Origin of the sequence: Sneathiella sp. (assembly GCF_041689005.1) — a bacterium.
Lineage (GTDB): Bacteria > Pseudomonadota > Alphaproteobacteria > Sneathiellales > Sneathiellaceae > Sneathiella.
This window is the reverse complement of record NZ_JBDNHC010000164.1, coordinates 1-4,910: the sequence shown is the minus strand read 5'-3', so window position 1 is coordinate 4,910 and position 4,910 is coordinate 1. Positions and strand designations below refer to the sequence as shown.

Genomic DNA, 4,910 nt, shown 5'->3' with positions numbered 1-4,910 from the left:
GGCAAGATCATAACTCCTAGATCTCCACAAACCTTCAGAATTATTTTCCGTACCCGTAAACGCACCTTTCAGTGCAGAATCTTGGACCGGTATTTCAGGATCCGGTCAGTGTCACAACGATGACGAAAATCTATATGGCAGCCACGTGAATTTGGCATAAGCAAGCAAAAACAACTGGCGTTTCCAACTATTAGCTTGCGGGTCTATTCCAAAAAATGAGACACATCAAAACCCATGTTCGATACTCGATTCAGCTCTGAATTGCTAACGGCGATCCAGCCTCAATAGTGAATGATGCCAAGCGGCTGAGCTGGCCCGAATGGTCGGTGACTTTGTCCACCTTCATGATGTCGGTCCTCCATTCGTCAGGCGTTATCGTGAACGCTTGATATCCGCGCTGCCCGTTTGCCATCAGAACATTCGGATTACGTGCGATGATTGGCCGCCAGTCTGGGCCACGCATCTTTAAGTCATGCCCGTCGCCCAGAGAACTGATCGAAGTGCAGACGAATTCAGTCGCCACCTGGTTGCGGTCCGGTTCTTCGTCACGCGCGGGGACATAGCCCACGATATTCTGATGCACGTCACCGGTGGATATAACGACGTTCGACAATTGCTTGTCTTGAATGGCTTTCACCAGCCGTCGGCGGGATTCGGGATATCCACGCCAGGAATCGCCGCCTGCGCCCGCTGTCTCGTGATTATAAGGCATGACGACAACCTGCTGACCGATGAGATTCCAGGTCCGATCCTTCTCCAGTCCGTCGCTCAACCATTGTTGCTGACGGTCGCCCAGTATTTGTCCCGATTGCAACGTAGCGGCATCACGGCAGTGCTGCTGACTTGGTTTCTCGCATATCTGGTCGTCTCGATACTGACGGGTGTCGAGCAAGTGGACGCGCAGTAATTGCCCATAATCTAGCCGCCGGAACATCTGCATTCCGCCGTCAAGCGGAAGCTGAGCCTTGCGAACGGGCATATTCTCATACCATGCCTGCATTGCGGCAAAGCGGCGCACAAGGAAAATTGCCGGATCGATGCCGTCCTGATTCTTGTCGGCCGCCCAGTTATTATCAATTTCATGATCGTCATAGGTCATCAGGAATGCTGTCGAGGCATGTGCCGCCTGTAAATCGGGGTCCAGCTTGTAGAGGGCATGGCGCAGCCGATAGTCCTCGATTCTCACCGGCTCGGGTCCGACATGTTCGCGCACCAATGGTATATCATTACGCCGACCCGCCCGTCCTTCATAAATATAGTCACCATAGTGGAAGATCGCGTCAAAACTCTCGTCCGCCATGTAGCGATATGCGGTGAAGAAGCCGTGCTCGTAATTTTGGCAACCCGCTACGCCGATACGAATACGTTCCGCCGGGCTGCCCGCCACCGGGGCCGTGCGTACCTTGCCAATTGGACTGGCGTGCCCGTTTATTCTGAAGCGATACCAGTAAGGCCGCGCAGGCAAAAGCCCTTCCAGATCGACGTGCACGCTGTGACCCAGTTCCGGAAGTGCCTCGGCTGTGCCACGCTGGACGATGTTGCGGAAACGTTGGTCATCCGCCACCTCCCATTCGACGGAATGGATTAGTGGGGACATACCTCCGCCCGGTTGAAGCGGTTGCGGCGCCAGGCGAGTCCAGATCACGAAACCGTCCGGCCAAGGATCACCCGAAGCGACACCCAGCGTGAAGGGATAATTCTTGATCGGGCTTGCAAAGGCGGGCAGGCTCGAAAAACTACCCACGCCCAGAAGTCCCATTGATGCAAGCAACTTACGACGATCGATATTCATAGCTAAGTTCTCGTTTTCATTTGTGGAAAAAAACGACCGGGCGGTATCCGACTGGCCGGCCTGGTCCGTCAGAGGCGGAAGTTGGCGCGCAGATACCAGGTATTCCCGACCTCGAGCCCAGCACGGTAATACTCATTGTTTAGACCTGTGTTCCGCTGACGATCGGCACCAAAGATGTTCCGGCCTTCCAAACGAAGCTGCAACCGCGGCGTCACTGCCCAGCGGGCAGTGAGGTCAAAAGTTGTGAACGGTTCAATATAGAGATCCTGCCAGCTATTAGCGGCAAAGGTCTCCACATAACGGCCCTGATGGTTCATCGCCAAACGCAGCTCTGACCCGTTGCCCAGATCATAGAAAACCGCTGCATTGGCAGAGATGTCGGACTGGTATTGGAGCTGATCGCGCTTGAGCAGTTCACCATTTTCCAGATAGGAAGTGGAACCCGCTGTCCAGATGAAGTTGGTGGAGGCACCGAGTCCCTCCAACGCATGATGGATGTTGCCAAAGCTGTTGTTAATTAGTCCGATCTCAATACCTTTATACGTTGTATCCTCACCGTTGATTGGCTGGGATATTGTATAGGTCTCACTATCAATGATTTCCTGGGTACTGACGGCCACGATGTCGTCCTTGATCATTTTATAAAAGCCCGTCAGCGTCACCATCCCCTGGCCGCCGTTGAAATAATATTCAATTCCGAGATCGAGATTAGTCGATTTGCGAGGTTGTATCTGCGGATTGCCTCGCGTAATTTCCAGCTCGGTCTGATCGATATTCTCTACGGTCGCGATCGTTTCTGGATTGGGCCGTCCAAGCGTCTGGCTGGCGGCTGCCTTAATGCGCAGCGATGGCGCCAGTTGCAGGTTAGCGGTGACATAGGGGAGAAGATTGGTGTCCTTGCCTTCGTAACGGACTTGCTTCGCTTGCAATACACCGTCCAGAACCTGAGCCATATCAGCCTTGAAGTTGACGTGATCGAGCCGTGCGCCAGCGTCGAGCCGCAGGATATCCGACGTGAAAGTACCGTTCAAATAAGCTGCGGCGACCCGTTCACGATAGGTATAATCGTTAATGCGAGTGCGGTGATCACTTTCGGTTTCGTCGATGGTTACGCCGGGTACGACCTCGTCATAAAACCGTTTACGATCGAGCCAGAGAGCAGGGTGGCTGTAGCCCGGAGTGTTGAAGTCTGGAATGAAGGCATAACCCGCAAGGCTGGTACCCTCCTCATACACGATGGCGCTGTTGTCGCGCTCCATATCCATATCGCGGTAAGAACCACCGATTGCAAAGCCGAAGCCCCGGTCGCCTTGGTGATTGTTGAATCCGTAGTCTATCCGACCTTCATAGACATGCGCAGTTGCCTCACGCACATCTTCATAGTGATTGTTGGTCGTGAAATTGGCAGGGTCCAGAAAAGCATTCCCGTTATCGAGCACAAAAGGCACGCTTTCGTTGGTCAGATCATAGGTTAGCCGCGTGCCCGCTTCGTAATCAAAAGCTACGAACGGACGCCACGAACGATACCAAGCATAGGAATAGCCGAGATCGGCGGACAGATGCCCGCGATCGCCAACCTCGATGTCGTTCAGCCATTGCAGTCCGCGCTGGTCACGTTCAAAGCTGTTATATCGCCATTGCATATCCGCGTTGCGCACGCGTATGGTACCGCTATTCTCGGTCTGATCCTGTGCTTGATCTAGGCGATAGATGCGGTTCGTATTCCGGGTTTCCTGCTCGTCCGAGAAATAGGCGAAACCAAAAAGGCTAGAGCTGATGCGTTCGCTAGGTCGGTATTCCAGCCGCGCTGTGCCGCCGAACTTGGAGAACTTGTTGGTGTAGTTGTGCGAAACGAAGGAATTTGGCGCAGCAAAACCATTCCAGTCTTCCGATATTGGTGTTGTCAATTTACCCGCATCGTTGAAATAAAGCCGGTTGGTAACAGCACTATTAGACTGCGTACGCGGCCGCACCTCGTACATGCCGGTCACTACAAGGCCCCAGCTTTCATCTGCACCGAAGCGCGGTGCCCAGACTGCGCTTAATGACGGGCCAAAGGGACTGTTCTTGTCGCCCCCGAAACTATTGTCGTCGGGTACTTCCATATAGCTGGAATAACTGGCCCCGACGGTGACATTAAATAGAGACTGGCTCGAATCAAAGGCACTCGCCGTGCTGATGTCGATCAGCCCGCCGAGAGCTCCGGCGTCAAGATCAGGGGATAGTGTTTTGTAAGCACTCAACTGCTGGACCGCCTCGCCGGGGATGACCTGTAAATTGACCTTGCGTGTGCCTTCTCCGTGATCGCCCGTTGTCGCCAGCGTTAATCCATTTAGTGTTACCGGAACGAAGTCGGGATGTGTGCCGCGGATGGAGGCGAACTGCCCTACATCGTCATTGTAGACGGTACTGACGCCGGTGATACGACGCAGGGATTCCGCGATTGTAATGTCGGGCAGGGCTCCTATCTCATCGCGCGACAATGAATCCACAATCGCTGTCGCCTCGCGCCGAGTTTTGATTTCGGCCTGGTTCTGCAGAGCCGACCCCGTGACAATGATGACATCATCACTGTCATCAGAGGCGGAATCTTGTCCAAGGGCGGGTGCAGCAGAGAGTGCCAAGGCAGAAGTGCTGAGGAGAAGACGTAAATAAGGCGCGCTTGAGCATTTCGCCGTGGCGAGTCTGTGGATTATCTGTGTCATGGGACCCCTTTATTTGATTACACACCGAACGAGACGGATTGGAGGTTCACCTAGCTGCGGTTTGTTACCGTAAGACTGTGGGATAGATGAAAGTTGGAAGACTATTTTATGTCGAATTTGTTGCAACGTTATCGGAGGCGGTCACGCTGACTTTTCCCACGGCATCGCCCATTGAACTGCTGGATACCCAGCCGGAAGGGTGGGCGGAGAAGCTGGGTCAATATTTGCTAGTATCGCGCAAACAACTCCAGGAGGGTGGTAGCGGTGCTTCCTACAGAGGCGGCTCGACCAAACTGCACAGCGAGTTAAGTGGATTTTCTGTCTAACGTCGGCCAGAGCGGCCGCATGACAGGAGCATATATGAGCAAACGACCTCGCCGGAACCACAGTCCGGCATTCAAGGCGAAGGTGGC

General features: G+C 53.9%; 3 protein-coding genes. 1 reads left to right on the top strand and 2 read right to left on the bottom strand.

Going from position 1 to position 4,910, the window contains the following annotated elements; genetic code table 11:
• Positions 1–250 precede the first annotated feature (250 nt).
• Together ACESNI_RS17650 and ACESNI_RS17645 are read right to left on the bottom strand one after the other, a co-directional pair.
• The gene (locus tag ACESNI_RS17650; protein ID WP_373089419.1) at positions 251–1,744 is read right to left on the bottom strand and encodes an alkaline phosphatase; all 1,494 of its coding nucleotides are present in this window, start codon (positions 1,742–1,744) and stop codon (positions 251–253) included.
• A 116-nt stretch (positions 1,745–1,860) separates the two neighbouring features.
• Positions 1,861–4,497, bottom strand: coding sequence for a TonB-dependent receptor (locus tag ACESNI_RS17645; protein ID WP_373089418.1), 2,637 nt, complete (start codon positions 4,495–4,497; stop codon positions 1,861–1,863).
• An 86-nt stretch (positions 4,498–4,583) separates the two neighbouring features.
• On the opposite strand from ACESNI_RS17645, the gene ACESNI_RS17640 reads away from it, so the two are divergent.
• The gene (locus ACESNI_RS17640) at positions 4,584–4,823 is read left to right on the top strand and encodes a hypothetical protein (protein WP_373089416.1); all 240 of its coding nucleotides are present in this window, start codon (positions 4,584–4,586) and stop codon (positions 4,821–4,823) included.
• The last annotated feature ends 87 nt before the right edge of the window (positions 4,824–4,910 follow it).